This is a genomic window from Rossellomorea sp. ABR4_004 (assembly GCF_056159585.1).
Genome location: NZ_JBSWVM010000005.1, coordinates 18,621 through 37,492 on the forward strand (window position 1 = coordinate 18,621; position 18,872 = coordinate 37,492).

17 protein-coding genes and 1 other annotated feature (1 of these 18 only partly in view) are annotated in these 18,872 nt (G+C 45.2%); of the genes, 7 read left to right on the forward strand and 10 right to left on the reverse strand.

Annotated elements, in window-relative coordinates; genetic code table 11:
- Positions 1–200: 200 nt before the first annotated feature.
- Positions 201–383 carry an SE1561 family protein gene (locus ACXAF2_RS20865; RefSeq protein ID WP_034761313.1) on the reverse strand — a complete coding sequence of 61 codons (183 nt, stop codon included), beginning with the start codon at positions 381–383 and terminating at the stop codon, positions 201–203.
- Between the two features lie 114 nt (positions 384–497).
- Between ACXAF2_RS20865 and yfkAB the strand changes: the two genes are divergently transcribed.
- A complete protein-coding gene (gene yfkAB, locus ACXAF2_RS20870; RefSeq protein ID WP_475141542.1) occupies positions 498–1,625 on the forward strand; it encodes a radical SAM/CxCxxxxC motif protein YfkAB in 1,128 nt (375 codons plus the stop codon).
- A gap of 223 nt (positions 1,626–1,848) precedes the next feature.
- Here yfkAB and ACXAF2_RS20875 read toward each other — a convergent pair whose 3' ends face one another.
- The 4 genes from ACXAF2_RS20875 to cax form a co-directional block, all read right to left on the reverse strand.
- Complete coding sequence (locus ACXAF2_RS20875; protein ID WP_475141544.1) at positions 1,849–2,031, reverse strand: hypothetical protein; 183 nt, start codon at positions 2,029–2,031, stop codon at positions 1,849–1,851.
- Positions 2,032–2,136: 105 nt separating this feature from the next.
- Entirely contained in the window at positions 2,137–2,979 is an 843-nt protein-coding gene (locus ACXAF2_RS20880) for a YfkD family protein (protein WP_475141545.1), read from the reverse strand.
- Between the two features lie 231 nt (positions 2,980–3,210).
- Entirely contained in the window at positions 3,211–5,166 is a 1,956-nt protein-coding gene (locus ACXAF2_RS20885; RefSeq protein ID WP_475141547.1) for a hypothetical protein, read from the reverse strand.
- A gap of 124 nt (positions 5,167–5,290) precedes the next feature.
- Positions 5,291–6,346, reverse strand: a complete 1,056-nt coding sequence (cax, locus tag ACXAF2_RS20890; protein ID WP_475141548.1) for a calcium/proton exchanger — start codon at positions 6,344–6,346, stop codon at positions 5,291–5,293.
- Between the two features lie 90 nt (positions 6,347–6,436).
- Between cax and ACXAF2_RS20895 the strand changes: the two genes are divergently transcribed.
- The gene (locus ACXAF2_RS20895; protein WP_148967419.1) at positions 6,437–6,856 is read left to right on the forward strand and encodes a pyridoxamine 5'-phosphate oxidase family protein; all 420 of its coding nucleotides are present in this window, start codon (positions 6,437–6,439) and stop codon (positions 6,854–6,856) included.
- 167 nt (positions 6,857–7,023) lie between these two features.
- Here the strand turns inward: ACXAF2_RS20895 and ACXAF2_RS20900 are convergent, their stop codons facing one another.
- Positions 7,024–7,407, reverse strand: coding sequence for an OsmC family protein (locus ACXAF2_RS20900; RefSeq protein WP_475141701.1), 384 nt, complete (start codon positions 7,405–7,407; stop codon positions 7,024–7,026).
- Between the two features lie 129 nt (positions 7,408–7,536).
- Between ACXAF2_RS20900 and ACXAF2_RS20905 the strand changes: the two genes are divergently transcribed.
- The 5 genes from ACXAF2_RS20905 to ACXAF2_RS20925 all read left to right on the forward strand — a co-directional run bounded on the left by ACXAF2_RS20905 (position 7,537) and on the right by ACXAF2_RS20925 (position 15,701).
- The gene (locus ACXAF2_RS20905; protein ID WP_475141550.1) at positions 7,537–8,721 is read left to right on the forward strand and encodes an MFS transporter; all 1,185 of its coding nucleotides are present in this window, start codon (positions 7,537–7,539) and stop codon (positions 8,719–8,721) included.
- Positions 8,722–8,933: 212 nt separating this feature from the next.
- Positions 8,934–10,850 (forward strand): heavy metal translocating P-type ATPase, encoded by a 1,917-nt coding sequence (locus tag ACXAF2_RS20910; protein ID WP_475141552.1) that lies wholly within the window; start codon positions 8,934–8,936, stop codon positions 10,848–10,850.
- A 484-nt stretch (positions 10,851–11,334) separates the two neighbouring features.
- Positions 11,335–12,969 carry a PTS transporter subunit IIBC gene (locus tag ACXAF2_RS20915; protein ID WP_475141554.1) on the forward strand — a complete coding sequence of 545 codons (1,635 nt, stop codon included), beginning with the start codon at positions 11,335–11,337 and terminating at the stop codon, positions 12,967–12,969.
- Positions 12,970–12,972: 3 nt separating this feature from the next.
- Positions 12,973–13,776: an endonuclease/exonuclease/phosphatase family protein gene (locus tag ACXAF2_RS20920; RefSeq protein WP_475141556.1), complete on the forward strand. Its 804-nt coding sequence runs from the start codon at positions 12,973–12,975 to the stop codon at positions 13,774–13,776.
- Positions 13,777–14,021: 245 nt separating this feature from the next.
- Positions 14,022–15,701, forward strand: a complete 1,680-nt coding sequence (locus ACXAF2_RS20925; protein ID WP_475141557.1) for a hypothetical protein — start codon at positions 14,022–14,024, stop codon at positions 15,699–15,701.
- 39 nt (positions 15,702–15,740) lie between these two features.
- On the opposite strand, the gene ACXAF2_RS20930 is transcribed toward ACXAF2_RS20925, so the two are convergent.
- The 4 genes from ACXAF2_RS20930 to proS form a co-directional block, all read right to left on the reverse strand.
- Positions 15,741–16,301 (reverse strand): GNAT family N-acetyltransferase, encoded by a 561-nt coding sequence (locus ACXAF2_RS20930; RefSeq protein WP_475141559.1) that lies wholly within the window; start codon positions 16,299–16,301, stop codon positions 15,741–15,743.
- Between the two features lie 117 nt (positions 16,302–16,418).
- On the reverse strand, positions 16,419–16,592 hold the full coding sequence (locus ACXAF2_RS20935; RefSeq protein ID WP_187443194.1) for a hypothetical protein: 174 nt from the start codon (positions 16,590–16,592) through the stop codon (positions 16,419–16,421).
- Between the two features lie 96 nt (positions 16,593–16,688).
- The gene (locus ACXAF2_RS20940) at positions 16,689–17,285 is read right to left on the reverse strand and encodes a hypothetical protein (protein WP_475141561.1); all 597 of its coding nucleotides are present in this window, start codon (positions 17,283–17,285) and stop codon (positions 16,689–16,691) included.
- Entirely contained in the window at positions 17,282–18,712 is a 1,431-nt protein-coding gene (gene proS, locus ACXAF2_RS20945) for a proline--tRNA ligase (protein ID WP_475141563.1), read from the reverse strand. Before proS ends, ACXAF2_RS20940 begins: the two co-directional genes overlap by 4 nt.
- Before the next feature lie 120 nt (positions 18,713–18,832).
- Positions 18,833–18,872 (reverse strand) — a binding site (T-box leader) (it continues 165 nt past the right edge of the window).

The window sequence follows — 18,872 nt, forward strand, 5'->3', positions numbered from 1 at the left end:
TATTAAAGTTTGACGTTTTAGCGGGGAAATCCTGCCTGGTATTCTTGTCTACTATTCTGCATAGGATGAAGGGTGGGGTATATGGGGCGTATATTAAAATTGTAGACCGTAATGAATTTTTATCGACCGCTATTCATCTCACAATCCAACCCCAATCAAAGGTCCGTCCCACAAAAAAATAAGAGCCCCACCAAGGACTCTTACTCACTCTTCTTAAATTGCTCGCATTTTACTTCTATATCATCGATCATGGCGATCAGGCGATCGATATCGTCAATGTCAGCTTGTTCGGGATCGATTGAGTCCAGAACGTCGACGAACAGGTTCAGGCGTTGTTTTAAATAGCTCACTTGTGAGTCTTTATCGTTGATAGCTTTACCCAAAAGTTCTCTCTCCTTTCAATACGTTTACTATGGTAACCAATAACTTTCGGATTGACAAGGGCTGGGCGTTTCTCAATAATGAATAGGTGACTTATTAATAAAGGAGCTTTTATAATGAAAACTGATACTCTCTCCAAGAAAATGTCGATTGACCATGATCCTTGGGAGGCTTATTTAGATGTGGATGAGCATGGTGATATCACGCTTTCCAATATAGAATTCACCACCACAACGCTCTGTAACATGAGATGCGAGCACTGTGCCGTCGGTTATACGTTATCTCCGAAGGATCCAAGCGCCCTTCCCATTGAATTGATTCTACAGAAGCTCGACGATATCAAAACACTTCGTTCCCTTAGTATTACCGGCGGAGAGCCGATGATGTCAAAGAAATCCGTTGAAAATTATGTCTTGCCCTTACTCAAGTATGCACATTCCAGAGGCGTACATACCCAAATCAACTCGAATCTGACCCTGGATCTTGACCGATACTTATTAATTGCCCCTTACCTGGATGTCCTGCACATCTCGCACAACTGGGGAACGATCGATGAGTTCATCGACGTCGGGTTTGCCAATATGGAACGAAAGCCAACGAGGGAGCAGCGCCAGAAACTATTTGACCGCATGATTGAAAACAGCCGTGCACTCTCAAAACGCGGAGTACTTGTCTCGGCAGAAACCATGTTAAATAAAAATACCCTGCCTTACCTGGAGAAAATCCATCGCCAGGTTGTCGATGAAATGAAGTGTGGCCGTCACGAAATCCATCCGATGTACCCGTCGGATTTCGCGTCAAGCCTTGAAACTCTTTCATTGAAAGAAACAAGGGAAGCAATCAGAGATATTCTTTCCTTCCGTGATGAAAACGTATGGATGCTATTTGGAACACTTCCATTCTATCCATGCAGCTCTTCACAGGAAGACTTGGATTTTCTGAAGGAACTTTATGCCGCTAAAAATGTCAGCGTCCGCAATGATCCTGACGGCCGTTCCCGTCTGAACGTCAATATTTTCACCGGTGATGTCATCGTCACTGACTTCGGCGACACGCCGCCACTTGGAAATATAGCAAAGGATACCCTCCCTGCCATTTTTGAAAAGTGGAAACAACAACCACTTGCAAAAGAGTTGAATTGCCATTGTCCAATGGCTCGCTGCCTAGGACCGAACGTGCTAGTGAAGTCTATGTATTATGGCGATGTGGACTTTTCGAAGCGTGAAGCGAAGATTTCCCGATGAAAATAGTGTGGAGGCTCAAATCTATTATGGATTTGGGCTTTTTTCATGGGAATTTGGGATCTTAACTTTCATGTCTTGCGGTGCCAGTTTTCGGGTTTGTTGCGCCAACTTATGAACAACACGCCGTCTCGTAGACCAAATACGCATTCCAACCACGATCAACACAAGGTCCGTCCCTCTCCAAAAAAAAAGAAACACAACGGACATTCATCCGGTGTGCTTCTTATCCGATTGGGCCGCGGTCGTTTTTCTTGAGTGGTTGAGCTATTTTTTCCAGGGCTGGATCCATTACATTGTATTGTTGTTTTTTTATCTCAGCATAGATCTTTGCTCTTCTCGCTCCGAACCATACTCTTAATGTGATGAACGCCACTAGTATGCCTCCAAAAATAAGTAAATACTCCATGATATCCCTCCTTCAATTCTGAATATTCTAATTATTATAACATATCAAAGAAAATAATAAAAGAGTGAAATATGGTTTTACCCCATTTCACTCTTCTTTAAACATTTATCTTGGTGTTTCGCTTGCCATGAAGCCGAAGTGGACATGATCCTGGACTGGAATCCAGGCCCCGACTCCTTGGGATGTAACATTTTTCACGACGACGGAGCGTTTTGTTCCTTTCATCACAAGGAATACTTCACCGTAGGTTACTTTTCCTTTTTCATTAATCGCTGGTGCGTAGGCATAGAGGTAGCCAAGTCGCTTAGGTGAGATGTTGTACACCTGATCCTTCTTTGTCCCTGCTCCTACAATCGTTTGGAAAGCAAGTGGCAGCTTTGATTTATCCATTGCTTTGATGAGCATCATTTTTTCTACATCATCTGCGTGTGGTACTTTAGCCGTCAATCCGCCCTTCACTACTTTTTGTACTTCCTGGACGTAGTGAATTTGGTAGTTTGATTTTCCACCGCGGTTATCGAAGTAGTTCGTGTTGACCTTTTGATACTCCCAGTTAGGGGATGTCTCGGTTGAAGCATAGTTTAAAGGCCATTCCCCTAAATAGATCGTTGCCCGTAATCCAATCGTTGGTGCTTTATTCATGGTGGATTCATTCAGCATACGGATCAGATTCGGGTTTTCTATTTTCACATTCGATGTTTCGATCAATTCCTGGGACCACTCACTCGGTTGGAGATACGGTTGATCCTGGGTTGAGTTGGGATACGTATTTTCCTTTGCGATATTTAATACTGAGTTTGGGATCTTTACGCTGGTGTCTACAGGTGGTTTCGGAGCTTTCTCCGTCGCTTCCTTGTTTTCTTTTTTAGGATTATTTTCAGCGTGAATACCCGTTGTTGCAACGAAAAATGCGAGTATGACCATAAGAACAGTGCGCATGATTTTCATGAAATTGACTCCTTTCAAGCTTAAGGGTTTGCCGTTAGTTTTTCCTAGATGAATAAGCTTATCCCAAAAAATTTATTTGAAAGAATATTTACAAAATTCAATTATTATTTTATACTATTATTAATACGAAAACAGTCAGGCTTCTACCTACAAAGCAATCTGGTCTGTTTTCAATCATTCCTACATTCCCTAAAAAAGCAGCGGAGTTCATAATTGAACTCCGCTGCTTTTTTAATCATACTCACAGGAACATTCTTCAGGTGGACAGACACATTTGATGTGTACGTCATATGGTTTGGTGGAAACCTTCTTGCCATCAATGACGACAAAAGCCTGGATTGAAATACGATCATGCATTCCGTATTCAGGAAGAATTTTTGCTGAATAGTTTCCTTCCTTGTCTGTGATGGCAGGGTTTGGTGCGATGATATCCTTATTGTGCTTTCCTTCTATTTCAAAGTGTACCTTGGTATCTTCAAGTGGCCTGGAGTCACATAGCACTCTTCCTGTGAGGCGGGCTCCTTTACATCCCACATACGGAGGCACTTTAAGCGTCAGTTTGACCTCCTTGCATTTCAGGCACCCCGCATAAACAAAGGCTTTTTCTGAAATTTCCTTATCCCCTACCACGGCGCTTGCCGAATACTTAACCTCTTTGAAAGGCGTATTCGTCGGCACTTTGACGTCACTGGTAAATCTCCCGTGTTCATCTGTAGACACAACATCCGGTTCAAACTTCAAATCAGGACTGAACAACTTCACTTTCACATCATCCAAAGGCAACTTGTCACAACATACTTTACCGCTCACTTGCCCGCAGCAGTCTATTTCTTTTATATGATCCAGTTCAATGGTCGGATCTTTGCATGGGCAATGGATTTTCACCGTTTTGATCATAGACTTGATCACTTTGTAATCTAAAGTTGTCATCGCCTGAATCGATATGACTTCAGATTTTCCCGATACTGGTGTGATCATTGTTTCATATTCACCTTGATCATTGGTCCGGGCAGGATTTGGCTTTACTTCCACAGCACCTGGTGATGAATCCAAGATATCAATCGTGACCGGTACATGTCGGATGGGGGTTCCGTCACATAGTAATTGTCCTGACAATTTGGCGCCTTTACAAGGGATGACCTCGCACTCCACTTCGAGAGTCAGTTTTGGCTTTTCGCACCTTTTACAGCCTGCAATGACATAATCAGTGTCTGTCACTGTTTTCCCGCCAATCACCGCTTCCGCCTTATAGAAAGCAGACTGAAATTCAGTTCCACTTTTCACCTTGACGACCGATGAAAATCCTCCTTTCTCATTGGTCACCGGGACAGGCGGCTTAAACTTCAGAATTTGGGATCCGGTTAATGTTACTGGGACATTCGCCTGGGGTACACCATCACACGTGATTTTCCCAACCACAATGGCACGGCAATCGATCTTCTTTAAGTTCTTCAACTTTATGTCCGGTTTCTTACATTTAACGCAGCGAACCTTCACTTCTCTGGTTTCTGAGGAAACCCTTTTACCGCCAATTTTCGTTGTTGCTGTAATCGTGATGGTCTCATTCACATCAGGAAAAAGGACGAGGGTTGCCGTGAATTTCCCGTCTCCCTGCGTAATCGCAGGATTTGGAGTGATAACGACACGCTTGGATTGTGACTCAATAATAAATGAAATGGCCGCATTTCCTATTGCCCTTCCATCACAGATGAGTCGTCCAGAAAGCTTTGCACCCTTGCACCCGACCGGCTCCTTGATCGGATCCAGCGTCAGTTCAGGATGTTTACATTTAATACAGTCCACTCTTACTGATATCGAATCCCTGATGGTCTTCCCAATGACCATTGCCGTTGCGGTCACGATGACGTTAGGAATAATCGAAGTTCCCGGAGCCACAGTCACTCTCGTTGAAAACCGGCCGGTGCTGTCCGTGACGGGATTCGGGTTATCAAGGACCAGCCCCGGGAATGATGACGACAGATTAACCGTGACACCTTGGAGGGGTTGATAATCGCATAGCACCCTGCCACTGATGATGCCTTCACAGCTGATCATTTCTTTATGATCTAGTTGAATGGTAGGATTTGTACACCCTTCAAAGGGAAAAATCCCGGGACATCCTCTCGGAGGTAAATCGATTTTACAATCAATGACTTTGCTTAAGGGCGGTTTTTTCTTTTTTCTCACCATTCTCATTCCTTTGCACAAAAACTCTTCTGTTATCTTATTCAGGAATGAGTAGGCGGTTCACACGATTTTCACAGGACAAAGAAAAGACCCGACAGACTCACCTGCCGGGTCCTTCATTTTTTTATAGAAGATAAAACCCAATCCCCATGATGACGTATGCCGCCAAAAGGGTGAGTCCCTCGAACCAGTTCGTCTCCCCGTCATTTGATATGACGATCGTGACAAGAACAGCTGATACCATGGCCACAAGCTCCGGTAACGTAAACACAAGCGGCATGCTTGTTTCGAAAAACAGTGAAATCAATACAAGGACCGGTGCTACAAACATCGCTATTTGCAAGGTCGATCCGACTGCAATCTCCACTGCGATATCCATCTTATTTTTATAAGCCATAATGATTGCCGACGCATGCTCGGCAGCGTTTCCGACGATGGCTACGATGATGACCCCGATGAAGAGCTCGCTCCAGCCGAATGTGTTCCCGACTTCTTCAAACGTATGAACAAGGCGTTCCGATACATAGGCAACGGCAGCAGTGGAAGCGGCAAGGATCAGCAATGCTTTCCCCTTACTCCACTCCGGCTCTTCATGAGCGTGCGCACCCTCTTCGCCTTCATGCTGATACACCCCTCGGTGAGTGACTAATTTAAAGAATAGTGCAAATAAATAAAGGGCGATCAAGATAACTGAAACCCCGATGGAAAGGGTCATGGTCTTCGCCTCATTCATATCCTGTGCGAATACTTCCGGAATCACGAATGCCACGATGATCGCAAACATGAGGAGCCCCGAGTTGTGACGGGCATCAAATACATTGAACTTCTGACGTTTGAACTTGATTCCCCCAACAAAGAAGGACAACCCGGCAACGAGGAGCAGGTTTCCAAGCACCGATCCTGTTAAGGACGCCAGTACGACGCCGATCAAACCAGCTTTTAACGCAAAAATAGAAATAATGAGTTCTACCGCATTTCCAAAGGTCGCATTCAATAATCCGCCGATACGGGGTCCTGACACAACGGCCAAGCTTTCCGTCGACCTTCCCATAAAAGCAGCAAGGGCAATGATCGTCACACAGTAAATCACGAACATGATGACATTCGGCCAATGAAGCAGTGAGCCGATGACCGAGATCGGAACACCGGCAAATACAAGCAGTGCGAATACTTTATTCATGTGTAAGATCCTTCTTTCTAAAAGAAAATTTGTTTAAATCAAGGGAGATTAGACACATTATAGATAGAACCCACTTAGGAGGTACCACACATGGCACAAACCTTAAAAGATAAAATCGTCGAGCTGTTTTCCAACCATAAAACCGGCACCCTTGCCACCATTCGTGATAACAAACCGTATTCACGCTTTATGATGTTCTACCATGAAGACCTTACTCTCTACACTGCAACCAATGAACATGCTCACAAAGCGGAAGACATCGCACAGAACCCTCATGTTCATATTCTCCTGGGCCATGACCGCGACTCAGATCATGAGCACTATGTAGAAATCGAAGCAGAGGCAACTGTGGAAGAATCCAAAGAGCTGAAAGAAAAATTCTGGAACGAACAACTCAAATCCTGGATCGCAAGCCCAGATGACCCGGAATACATGCTCCTCAAACTCACACCCAAAACCATCCTCTACTACGAAAAAACAGGCAAAGAACCCCAGGAACTAAGCCTATAGAGGACACCTAAAGAGGGACGGACCTTCGATCAGATGAGAACCTTGATTTAAGGGGATAATGCTGATTTAGAGGTCCGTCCTTTACTGTGTTGAGGGACGGACCTTCACCTGGCTATAACCTTGATACAATAGGGGATATACTCAATAGAGGTCCGTCCCTCATCGCTTTACTGCACTAACTCAAACGTTTCTTCGATTTTGATGCTGTCTTGTACGGATTGGACCATGGAGCAGTTTTTGCGGGTTAGCTTCATGGCTTTTTCGATTTTCGCTTCGTTAAGGTCCGTCCCTCTGATGGTGAAGTGAAGGGAGATGGCTTCGACTCTGTTTGCTTCGGCTTCGTTGCGGGTTACGTCGGCTTTGATATGTATGTCGTCAAATTCGATGCGCATTTTCTCCAGGACTTTTCGGAGCACTCCCCCGCTGCACACGGCTACGGATGAAACCAATAATTGGAATGGGCGAAAGCCATACTCTTCGTTACCCGAAACCTCCAGCTTCCCAAACCCTAAATCTGTGAAAAATCCGCCTTCTTGCATGTTAAATTCCATTTTCACTTCATTCCTTCCTTATTATGTTAGTAGATGGTTTGATTTTACTCTATTCGTTTCGTATTGCCAAACGATGAAATTGGGGGTACCATCAAAGAAGTAATCATCAATGATTGGGAGTTTTTGCAAATGAATCAAACACTGACCTTCCGCTTCTGGGTCCTTGTCGGGATCGTGGCGATTTCGGGCTTCTCACAAGGGATGCTCCTTCCGTTGATCGCCATTATCTTCGAACAGGACGGCGTTTCTTCCTCCCTGAACGGATTAAACGCAACCGCCCTATATATAGGAATCTTACTCGCCTCTCCTTTAATGGAAAGACCACTTCAGAAAATCGGATACAAGCCGATGATCATCATCGGTGGAATCGTGGTCGCAGCGTCACTCTTACTGTTCCCGGTTTGGAAATCCTTCTGGTTCTGGTTCTTCCTGCGTCTTTGCATCGGAATCGGCGATCATATGCTGCACTTCGCCACCCAGACATGGATCACATCGTTTTCACCAAAAGAACATCGCGGGCGTAATATATCCATCTACGGGGTCTCTTTTGGAGTCGGTTTTGCCGTGGGACCGATGATGACACAGCTCATCACCATCCATCAGGCGCTGCCGTTCATCGTCTCTTCCTTATTAAGCCTGATCGTGTGGATGTTCGTCTTTAAATTACAAAATGAATTCCCCGATCAGCAAAATATCGGCAGTGCCTCGTTCCTTGGTTCGTTCCAGCGCTTCGGAAAGGTTCTCAAATATGCATGGGTTGCCCTGTTGCCTCCATTGGGATATGGATTCCTGGAAGCTTCATTAAATGGGAACTTCCCTGTGTTCGCCCTTCGAAACGGTCTTTCCATTGAAGCCGTCGCCATCCTCCTGCCTGCTTTTGCCGTGGGAAGTATTATATCCCAGGTACCACTTGGGATTCTGAGTGACAAATATGGAAGACAAAATGTCCTGCTCATCGTCATGATGATCGGCTTTCTCTGCTTTTCGGCTGCAGGAATCGTCTCTGAATCCACCATGGGCTTATTTATCTGCTTTACGTTAGCCGGGATGGCTGTCGGATCGACTTTTTCACTCGGTATTAGTTATATGACGGATCTTTTGCCAAAAGAATTACTTCCTGCCGGAAACATCATGTGTGGGATCTTCTTCAGCTTCGGAAGCATGATCGGTCCATTCGTGGGCGGAATCACCATCGACTGGTTTAAAGGCTCAAGCTTCTTCTATTTAATTGCATGCATGATGCTGATGATTTTTGTAAGCCTACTCGTCTTTTCCATCCAAAATCGACGTGGAGAAATAACCCAGAATAACTAGCACAAAACTCTTTCCATTATCATATACATGTGATAGGATTATTTATAATAATTATAAATTACTAACTTCATATACATTCATCTAAGAGCACATGCAGTTTTGCTGTCACCTTTCATCGGTGGCAGCTTTCGTCGTTTTATAGGGGTAATGACGTTGATTATTATTCTCAATGAGAATCTCATATTTTCATTTAACTGAAGGAGGAATACGCTATGAGTTCAGAATCCAAAGCCTTAACCATGGGGACACCAAATGAAAAAATACACTTCTTTGAAAAAATAAAGCCTCATGCAGAATTGATTGCCGCGCTGGTCAGCGGTGTGTTTATTTTAATGGGGTGGTTGACGTCAAACGATGACTCCACCTTAAGCACTATCTTCTATCTCCTCGCCTTTGCCATCGGCGGGTTCGCGAAAGCCAAAGAAGGAATCGAAGAAACCATTGAAAACAAAGAACTGAATGTAGAAATGCTGATGATATTTGCCGCAGTCGGATCTGCCATCATTGGGTACTGGACAGAGGGCGCCATCCTCATCTTCATCTTCGCAGTCAGCGGAGCACTTGAAACGTATACGATGAACAAAAGTCAGAAAGAAATTTCCGCGCTCATGCAGCTTCAGCCTGAAGAAGCATGGCTCGTGACAGGATCTGGTGAAAAGAAAGTCCATGTTTCAAGCCTTGAAATCGGCGACCATATTTTAATTAAACCAGGTGAACGCGTGCCAACAGACGGAGTGGTCGTTAAAGGAACAACGTCCATCGATGAAGCAGCCATTTCCGGAGAAGCAGTCCCTGTAACGAAAGGTCAAAGAGATGAAGTGTTCGCAGGAACGGTCAACATCAACGGTGCCATCACGGTTGAAATGACCAAACCGAGCAGCGAAACCCTTTTCCAAAAAATCATTGATCTTGTGCAATCCGCGCAAAGCGAAAAGTCGCCTTCACAGCAGTTCATCGAACGCTTTGAAGGAACCTATGTAAAAGTCGTGCTTGCCGTTGTATTCCTGATGATGTTCCTTCCCCACTTCCTACTGGGGTGGAGCTGGACGGAAACATTCTACCGGGCAATGGTCCTGCTCGTTGTCGCGTCACCTTGTGCCCTGGTTGCCGCGATCATGCCAGCGAGTTTATCGGCGATTTCTAACGGTGCCCGTCACGGAATCCTTTTTAAAGGCGGAGCTCACTTGGAAAACTTGAGCAACATTAAAGCCATCGCCTTTGATAAAACAGGAACGTTGACGAAAGGGAAACCCGTCGTAACGGATATCGTGGTTACGGATCATATGGATGAACGTGAAGTCATGACTACCGTTGCTTCGATTGAAAACCAGTCGAATCACCCTCTTGCTCAAGCGATTGTCCGCCATTCAACCCGGGAGTTAAACCTGGACCTTTTCCAGCCGGATTCCCTCGAAGACGTATCGGGTTGGGGAGTCAAAGCACTTGTGGACGGAGCTGAATGGAAGATCGGGAAAGCAGATTTTGTGGATAAAGTGTTAGCAGAACAATTTATGGATGGTGCCTTTGAACGAATCGCTTCGGAAGGAAAAACGACGGTCTTCGTCGCCAGAGAGAATGAAATTGTCGCTTTGATTGCACTGAAAGATGTTGTGCGTAAAGAAACCATCAAAGCTTTGCAACTCTTGAAAAATGAAGGCGTCCAAACCATCATGCTGACGGGTGACAATGAAAAAACGGCCCGTGCCATCGCCGAAGAAGCCAAGGTTGCCTCCTTCATTGCCGAGTGCCTGCCGGAAACGAAAGTAGACGAACTGAAAAAGCTGAAACGCCAATTCGGTACGGTCGGTATGGTCGGTGACGGAATCAACGACGCACCGGCACTTGCCACGGCCAACGTAGGAATCGCCATGGGTGAAGGAACCGACGTCGCCCTGGAAACAGCCGATGTCGTGTTAATGAAAAATGATCTCACGCGTATTGCTGAAGCTATTAAACTATCTAAAAAGATGAAGCGGATCGTGCAACAGAACGTAGTGTTTTCGATTGTTGTGATTATGCTGTTGATCGCCTCGAACTTCCTGCAAATCCTTGATCTCCCTTATGGGGTCATCGGGCATGAAGGTAGTACGATTTTGGTTATATTAAATGGTCTGCGATTGTTGAAATAATGTTGATAAACATCCAATCTTAAGGGATTGGATGTTTTTTTGTGAATTTTCTTGTGACGGTCCACCGATTCTCTGACACTTATCCACACCCCTATTACATCCACAATATATCCACCATTTTCACCCCTGAAAATTATCCACAATCCACATCCATGAAATCATTTCCCCTTTCATTCCTCCCGCTACTAAACAACCAGAATAGTTATCCACACCCCATGCAACATACCCTATCCGACCAAGGTCCGTCCCTCTCCCTAATAATATTTTACTAAAATAATATTTTGTTGTTGCTTTCTTGAAAGGGATATCATAAAATGTGTTTAGTTAGTGCAAACGGTTGCATCTATTTTCATGCTACATAGCGCTCTAATCATGAATAGGCACCCATCAGCATTTCATTTTAATCTGAAATGTAAACGCACACATGTTATTCAATGTAAAATATAGAGATAAATAGGTTGATATTAAAGGAGGAAACGGGTTTATGAAGAATTTATTGTCGTTCGATTTTTGGCAGAAATTCGGGAAAGCGTTGCTTGTAGTTGTGGCCGTCATGCCTGCTGCAGGGATCATGATTTCCCTCGGTAAGTTAATTGCCATGATGGGTGGAGACATCACTTTAGTGCAAACGATTGCAAGAGTAATGGAGGACATTGGTTGGGGTGTCATCACCAATCTTCACATCCTGTTCGCCGTAGCCATCGGTGGTTCATGGGCGAAAGAACGTGCAGGAGGAGCCTTCGCTGCTCTGATCGCCTTTATCCTCATCAACCGTATTACAGGCGCGATCTTCGGAGTTAACGGAGATATGCTTGGGGATCCCGAAGCAACAGTCTCTTCCCTTTTCGGACAAACCTTAGTGGTTTCCGATTATTTCACATCGGTCCTTGGTGCACCTGCTTTAAATATGGGTGTATTCGTCGGGATCATCTCAGGTTTCCTGGGAGCCAATCTTTTCAACAAATATTATAACTACAGTAAATTACCTGATGCCCTTTCCTTCTTTAATGGAAAACGTTTCGTACCATTTGTGGTGATTGTGGGCTCCATCATCATCGCTGTCATCATGGCAATCGTATGGCCATTCATCCAGGGGTTACTGAATGACTTCGGTCAATGGATCGCAACATCCCGTAACACAGCACCAATCATTGCACCATTTGTATTCGGTGCATTAGAACGTTTACTATTGCCATTCGGTTTGCATCACATGCTAACGGTACCAATCAACTACACAGAACTTGGCGGAACGTACAAAATCCTGACAGGATCCGGTGCCGGTTCAACGGTTGCAGGTCAAGATCCACTTTGGCTCGCCTGGATCGCTGACTTAAACAACTTCCTTGCTGCAGGAGATACTGAAAGCTATAAACAATTATTAAATGATGTCACTCCTGCCCGTTTCAAAGTAGGTCAAATGATCTTATCCACAGCTGCCCTGATCGGTATCGCCTATGCCATGTACCGAAATGTGGATAAAGACAAGAAGAAGAAATACAAATCTATGTTTCTATCAGCTGGTTTAGCCGTATTCTTAACAGGTGTCACTGAGCCGATCGAATTCATGTTCATGTTCGCAGCCCCCCTTTTATATGTTGTGTATGCCATCATGACAGGGCTTGCTTTCGCGATTGTGGATATTGTCCACATCCGCGTTCACTCATTCGGATCCATCGAGCTCCTGACTCGTGTGCCGATGATCATCAAAGCTGGTCTATGGGTCGACCTTGTGAACTTCGTGATTGCCTGTATCGTATTCTTTGCTCTTAACTTTACGGTTGCCAACTTCTTGATCAAAAAGTTCAACTTCCCGACACCGGGGCGTAATGGGAACTACATTGAAGATGAAGCCTCCACAGGCGGTGGTACCGTAAGTGCTGATTCCATCGCGCCAAAAGTCGTTGCCATGCTTGGCGGTAAAGACAACATCGTAGACGTGGATGCATGTATGACCCGTCTTCGTGTGACAGTAAAAGACACAAGCCTTGTCGGGACTGAACAGGAATGGAAGAAAAACGGAGCATTAGGACTCATCCTGAAAGACAAAGGCGTCCAAGCCATCTATGGTCCGAAAGCAGACGTCATCAAGTCCGACATTCAAGATCTACTGGGAGCGTAATTCATGAAATTACTCACGTTGAATTGTCACTCATGGCAGGAAGACAACCAACTCGAAAAAATCTCAACCCTGGCGCATGACATCGCGGAGAAATCCTACGATGTCATTGCCCTTCAGGAAGTCAGTCAGCTGATCGAAAGTGAACCAGTCGGGGGCTTCGTTAAAAAAGACAATTTTGCCCTCGTCCTTCTTGGGGAACTGGAGAAACTCGGTGTGACGGATTATACTCTCGTCTGGGACTTCGCTCATATCGGATACGACGTGTACGAAGAAGGCGTGGCAATAGTAACGAAACATCCGGTCGTCGAAGAACACCGCTTCTTCATCTCAAAGAGCCATGACCAATCCTACTGGAAAACCCGTAAGATCGTAGGGGCCACGATTTCATATGAAGGAAAGCCCTTCACCTTCTACTCCTGCCACCTGGGCTGGTGGACAGATGAAGAAGAACCATTCAAATTTCAAGTGGACTCCTTGATGGAGCAAGTCACCCCTGAATCCCCCTTCTTTTTAATGGGTGACTTCAATAATAATGCATGGGTTCGGGAAGAAGGATACGATTATCTTCTTTCAAAAGGTCTCCTGGATACATTTGATGAAGCTGCCCAACGGGATAGTGGCGTCACCGTTGAAGGGAAGATTGCCGGATGGGATGAAAATAAGGTCGATTTAAGGATTGATCTTGTGTTATCAAGTGAGAAAGTGGATGTTAAGTCTTCACGTGTCATCTTTAATCATGTAAATAAGCCTGTTGTCTCGGATCACTTCGGGGTTGAAGTGGTTTTGGGTGACGGAGAAAGCAGCTGATCTTGGATTGGCTGCTTTTTTTGTGAGTTTGAATGGGGTTTAGGAGTATTCTTTCTGAGGATGGTTGTTGGAATTTGAATTTTATCGACCGTTCTACATTTATCGACAAAAACCACACCGCTGTCCCGATCGAACACTCAGTCAACACACGATCCCAACTCATTCTCAAAATCAATTGAAACCTCCCCACCCCCTCATCCGTATATACACTATAAACAGAAACACAACCTTGAAAGGGGAACACTATGGGAAATATATTACTATTTTCAGTCATTGTCGGATTGGTCATGGCCTTACTCGTCGTACCGATGGCAATCATGAAAAAGCAGAATAAAAAAGAGGGGTATCCGTCATTTGCAGCACTGTTCGGAGCCACCCTCCTGATCACGACGATCGTTGTATTTGTCTTCTATTACTTGACGAATCTCGATCAGAACTTTACGAGCATGTGGATCTTGCTCATCGTAGCCGCAGGATTCGGCGCCACACTTGCAACCGGGACCGAACGAAAGGTGAAGGGAGTACTGTTCCTTGGAAGTCTCATCGTCGGGACTTACTTTCTGACCGCCTTTGTGTTCAATGCCGATCAGAAATTTGAATCAGCGAAAATGGACGTAAAAACGGAAATAGAAGCGTTTGATGAAAAAGAAACGCCGGCAAGCGTCCCTCCTCAATTCGCCCGTAACAAAATGAAGAAAGCATTCGGTCAGGTTCCGAATACGAGTTACTATGAGCTTGGACGACTGCAGATTCAGAAGGTCAATGGCGAATATGTCTACATTGCACCGGTTGAATTCTCCGGATTCTTCAAATGGTTCAAAGGGGATGAAACACCTGGTTACTTCACGCTAAGTGCCACCGATTCATCAGCAAACCCTAAATTCATCAAAGAAGAAATGGTTTACACACCATCTGCCTTCTTTAATAAAAAAATCGAGCGACACATCCGCTTGAACTATCCGAAGCAGATCTTCAATGGTGATGTTCAGCTTGAGATCGATGACGAAGGAAAACCCTTCTATATTCGAACGTACGGTGAGTTCATTTCTGCACGTAACGGATTTGAAGCGAAAGGAATCGTCATGGTAGACCCTAAATCCGGTGATACCAAGTCATACAAAATCGATGACGTACCGGATTTCATTGACGGAGCGATTTCACCGGAAACCGTCAGCCTCCAGAACAGTTATTTCGGTAACTACGTTCAAGGATTCTGGAACAGCCGCTTCGGTAAATCAGACGTCAAGCTCCCTTCAGATGAAGGGACCGAAGCCAATGTGAGCCCTATTTTTGACGAAAATGGTGACATGTACTACTTCACCGATTTCACCTCGCCAAAAGAAGGTGTCGATTCCATGCTCGGTTACTCCCTGACGAACTCAAGAACGGGAGAAGCAACGTTCTATACAGGAAACCTTGAAGAATCGTACATGGATTCACAGGGAGCCCTGCAGATCATCCAGAAGAAATTCATCGAGAAAAAATGGGATGGCGAAATGCCGGTGCTCTATAACTTTTACGGAGAAGCAAGCTGGCTGACTCCGGTGCTCGATGCGAATGGTTTCTTACAGAACTACTTTATCGTCTCTGCAGCCAATCCGGAAATCTCTGCCTATGCCAATACGCCAAACCAGGCATTGAAGCAATACAAAACCGCACTCCAACGCGGCGGCGGAAGCGTTGACGGCAGCTCGAAAGCCGAGGAAAAACAGACAAATGGGACAGTCGTCCGTGTCTATAAAGAAAAGTCAGGTGACTACACGGTCGTATCATTCTTACTTGATAACGGCAAAAACTATATTGTCTCTTCCGAAAACAGCTTACTTGCGATCTATCTGAAGGAAAATGACAAGGTGAACGTGAAGTACATGGATACAGGGGAGGAATTCCTGCCAGTGAAAGAACTGACCATCGAAGGTTTATAATAAAAAAACGATGAGGGCACATGAGCTCTCATCGTTTTTTTATGACTCCCCTGCATTCACATAATACACCAGATTATCCGTCCACTTCCCAAACTCATAAATGAACCCTTTCCGCGTGCACTCATACTGCATGCCGACACTTTCTGCAAGGCTGATCGATGGCGCGTTATCGAGATTGATATGGGCCTCGATCCGGTGATAATTCAATTTCACAAAAGCCAGCTGAAGGGCTGCCTTCACCGCTTCCTTCCCGTATCCACGGTTCCAGTAGCGATTATGTACCATATAACCGATCCTGCCCCAGTTAAAGTTGTACCGCATCAGAGTGGAGAAGTCGATGGTCCCGATACTCGTACCACCTTCTTTCAGAAAGATCCCCAGAATATAGACCTGGTCCCGATCGATCATCTCATCATGCTTCACAAGCATCTCCCGGAACCAAAACTCCGTACACTCACTCATGTCCTGATAGCCAACGTCATATTTATGCTGGGATGGGAGCCTGTTCAGATGTCCCCTTAACCAGTTTTGGTAATCCCTGTTTACAAAGGGTCTGATGACGAGCCTGGGTGTTTCGATGGTCAAGTCCTTATGCTTCATCCTTGCCCCTCCCTTTTCGTTTATTTCTATTTTTAATCGTATCAACTTGCCAATTAGAATGGTAGTCCTTTATCAAAAATACGGAAGGCGTCCCTCTGCTGAGAAACGCCTTTATCACTACTTGTCTTTATACCATTCTTCCTCTAATTCCTTCTCAATCTGCTCATCGGACAAGTATTCTTCATCCAGCTGCTGCACATGCTCGGTGATCCGGTTTAGCTTGGAATGCACGACCCAAAGGCTGATGACCACGACTGCCATGAATAAAACGAGGATGAGTTCAAATTCCATATAATCGATGCCTCCTTTACCTATGTTTATTAATCAAACACGGGAAAAAGAAGGCTTTAGGAAGAAAAAAGGCGAATAGGTCCGAAAGTCCCCTCTTCATCCGGAACTCACGAAATACCAGTGTTCATCCAACTTTTCGATCTGTTTAAAGTCCCCTCCAAAGTCACCTGTACGGGGCCACTCCCCTGATGACGAATAGACAAACCCGGAGAAACTACCCAATATCCCCCGAAAGGTAAAGAAAAGGACCTTCATATCCTTCTCCTTCTTCTCTACCAGAATATCGCCTCCACCTTTGGACACACCTTGATATTCCCCGGGGAGGTGAATGATGGAGTCATTGTAGGGTACATTAGGGGTCATTGCCCCTTCATTTATTTGATTCACCACACTCATTCGATCATCATGATTCCTCTTGAAATCCATCTCCAATAGGACCTTTGTGAAAGGGAAAAAAATCATGAAGACCACGGTCAGTACTTGAATGAAGAATGGTATCCAGTTCTTGTTTTTAAAAACGTCTATAATGGCGAATATGATAATGACCAGGAAAAAAACTCCTGCCATCAACCAAACAAAAGGCATCAAAAACGGCGTCAGGATGTGTACGAGTTCCCACTGAAAAAACGCCAGTGCCACTATCATCACACTGCTGGCTAGAGACAATAAGAGAATGACACTTCCCTTCTTCAATACGCTTTCGCCCAATAGACCAGGTGTTTTGCACCTTCTTCACAGCACACACATGTATCCGACACCTGCTCTTGCTCAAACGGCATGCATCGAGAAGTGGCACTCGTTTCTTCCTTGATCTTATCTTCACATTCCCTGTGCCCGCACCACATCGCTTTAACGAATCCGCCTTTTTCCCTAACAGTCGTTTTAAATTCTTCAAAGGTTTTGGCTACGGTTGTTTTTTCATCGCGATGGGCTCTCGCTTTTTCTAAAAGGTTGTATTGAATGTCCTTCAGAAGCTCAGCGACTTTCACTTCCAGCTCTTCCATCGTGGCCGTGATTTTCTCACCTGTATCACGTCTCGCTAATATCACCTGCCCGTTTTCGATATCCCGTGGACCGACCTCCAGGCGAAGCGGGATACCCTTCATTTCATACTCATTAAACTTCCAGCCCGGCTTTTTATCACTCGCATCGATGTCAACGCGGGCAACGCAGGCAAGCTGGCTTTTGAGGTTATAGGCAAAATCAAGAACGCCTTCTTTGTACTGTGCAATCGGCACGATCATCAGCTGAGTTGGCGCAATCCTCGGTGGAACCACCAGGCCACGGTCATCCCCGTGCACCATGATCATGGCACCGATAATACGGGTCGTGAACCCCCAGGACGTTTGCTGCACATACTGAAGCTTCCCATCGCGGTCCGTGAATTGAATGCCGAAAGACTTCGCAAATCCATCACCTAAATGATGGGACGTTCCAGATTGCAGGGCCTTCCCGTCATGCATCAGGCTTTCGATCGTATACGTATATTTCGCCCCGGCAAACTTTTCTTTTTCCGTTTTCTGTCCCTTGATGACCGGTATCGCCAGCAGTTCTTCACAAAGCTCTGCGTACACCTCCAGCATTTTCACCGTTTCATCATGAGCTTCTTGATCGGTCTCGTGACACGTATGCCCCTCCTGCCAGAGGAATTCCAATGTTCTCAGGAATGGACGGGTGGTCTTTTCCCAACGGACCACATTTGCCCATTGGTTATAAAGCTTAGGCAGATCACGGTAGGAATGGATGATATTTTTATAGTGCTCCCCGAACAATACCTCAGAAGTCGGACGCACACATAGTCGTTCCGCTAACTCCTCTTCTCCTCCATGAGTCACCCATGCCACTTCAGGCGCGAAGCCTTCGATATGATCTTTCTCTCTCTGAAGAAGGCTTTCTGGTATGAATAGTGGCATATACACATTTTCATGCCCTGTTTCTTTTATTTTTGCATCGAGGGCATCTTTGATGTTTTCCCAAAGTGCGTATCCGTAAGGTCTGATGATCATCGACCCGCGGACGCTTGAGTAATCAATCAGCTCTGCCTTCGTCACGACATCTGTATACCACTGGGCAAAGTCTTCATCCATGCCTGTTACATCTTTTACAAATTCTTTAGCCATTTTGAGCACCTCATTTTTCGTTGGATTGGATTTATCGGCGAAATCCCGGATTTATCAGCGAAATCTTCATTTTATCAGCGAATCGCCTTCACACATAAAACAAAAAAAGCCCTGCTTCTCATCAGGGACCATTTCTGGCGGTACCACCCTGATTCAAAGC

Excerpts from the sequence above, each read along its gene's own strand:
- ACXAF2_RS20875 (WP_475141544.1), bottom strand. The coding sequence starts at position 2,031 with ATGGAGTATTTACTTATTTTTGGAGGCATACTAGTGGCGTTCATCACA.
- proS (WP_475141563.1), bottom strand. The coding sequence starts at position 18,712 with ATGGCTAAAGAATTTGTAAAAGATGTAACAGGCATGGATGAAGACTTT.
- ACXAF2_RS20915 (WP_475141554.1), top strand. The coding sequence starts at position 11,335 with ATGAAGAATTTATTGTCGTTCGATTTTTGGCAGAAATTCGGGAAAGCG.
- ACXAF2_RS20935 (WP_187443194.1), bottom strand. The coding sequence starts at position 16,592 with ATGGAATTTGAACTCATCCTCGTTTTATTCATGGCAGTCGTGGTCATC.
- ACXAF2_RS20880 (WP_475141545.1), bottom strand. The coding sequence starts at position 2,979 with ATGAAAATCATGCGCACTGTTCTTATGGTCATACTCGCATTTTTCGTT.
- cax (WP_475141548.1), bottom strand. The coding sequence starts at position 6,346 with ATGAATAAAGTATTCGCACTGCTTGTATTTGCCGGTGTTCCGATCTCG.
- ACXAF2_RS20930 (WP_475141559.1), bottom strand. The coding sequence starts at position 16,301 with ATGAAGCATAAGGACTTGACCATCGAAACACCCAGGCTCGTCATCAGA.
- ACXAF2_RS20920 (WP_475141556.1), top strand. The coding sequence starts at position 12,973 with ATGAAATTACTCACGTTGAATTGTCACTCATGGCAGGAAGACAACCAA.
- ACXAF2_RS20905 (WP_475141550.1), top strand. The coding sequence starts at position 7,537 with ATGAATCAAACACTGACCTTCCGCTTCTGGGTCCTTGTCGGGATCGTG.
- ACXAF2_RS20895 (WP_148967419.1), top strand. The coding sequence starts at position 6,437 with ATGGCACAAACCTTAAAAGATAAAATCGTCGAGCTGTTTTCCAACCAT.
- ACXAF2_RS20910 (WP_475141552.1), top strand. The coding sequence starts at position 8,934 with ATGAGTTCAGAATCCAAAGCCTTAACCATGGGGACACCAAATGAAAAA.
- ACXAF2_RS20925 (WP_475141557.1), top strand. The coding sequence starts at position 14,022 with ATGGGAAATATATTACTATTTTCAGTCATTGTCGGATTGGTCATGGCC.
- yfkAB (WP_475141542.1), top strand. The coding sequence starts at position 498 with ATGAAAACTGATACTCTCTCCAAGAAAATGTCGATTGACCATGATCCT.
- ACXAF2_RS20900 (WP_475141701.1), bottom strand. The coding sequence starts at position 7,407 with ATGGAATTTAACATGCAAGAAGGCGGATTTTTCACAGATTTAGGGTTT.